The organism is Xenorhabdus sp. NBAII XenSa04 (assembly GCF_963866145.1).
GTDB lineage: Bacteria > Pseudomonadota > Gammaproteobacteria > Enterobacterales > Enterobacteriaceae > Xenorhabdus > Xenorhabdus indica.
The window spans coordinates 1-433 of the sequence record NZ_CAWMEB010000315.1; the positions used below are offsets into that span (position 1 = coordinate 1).

Below are 433 nucleotides of genomic sequence, written 5' to 3' on the forward strand. Positions count from 1 at the left end.
AATCCTTCCCCCACCACCATAAACCAGTTTTCATCTTGAGTATTATGAATCGAGTTATTATTTCAGCAAAAATACTTGAGGTATAATACAGTTGATTAAAGTCAGGTAGCCGAGTTCACGCGGGCATCGTATAATGGCTATTACCTCAGCCTTCCAAGCTGATGATGCGGGTTCGATTCCCGCTGCCCGCTCCAAGATGTGCTGATATAGCTCAGTTGGTAGAGCACACCCTTGGTAAGGGTGAGGTCGGCAGTTCGAATCTGCCTATCAGCACCACTTCCTTAGTTCTTGCCTCCTGGTTTTCTTCCTGCTGATGTCTAAACAAGCACATATTGCTTGGTTGATGTGGTGAAACCACCGATTCCGTGTCTTAGAGGGACAACCTAATGTCTAAAGAAAAGTTTGAACGTTCAAAACCGCACGTTAACGTTGG

At 45.3% G+C, this 433-nt stretch carries 2 tRNA genes; both read left to right on the top strand.

The annotated features are described in order from the left end of the window. The first annotated feature begins 119 nt into the window (after positions 1-119). Positions 120-194, top strand: a tRNA-Gly gene (locus AAC147_RS11255). 6 nt (positions 195-200) lie between these two features. Continuing rightward, positions 201-276: transfer RNA gene (locus AAC147_RS11260), tRNA-Thr, on the top strand. Positions 277-433: the final 157 nt, after the last annotated feature.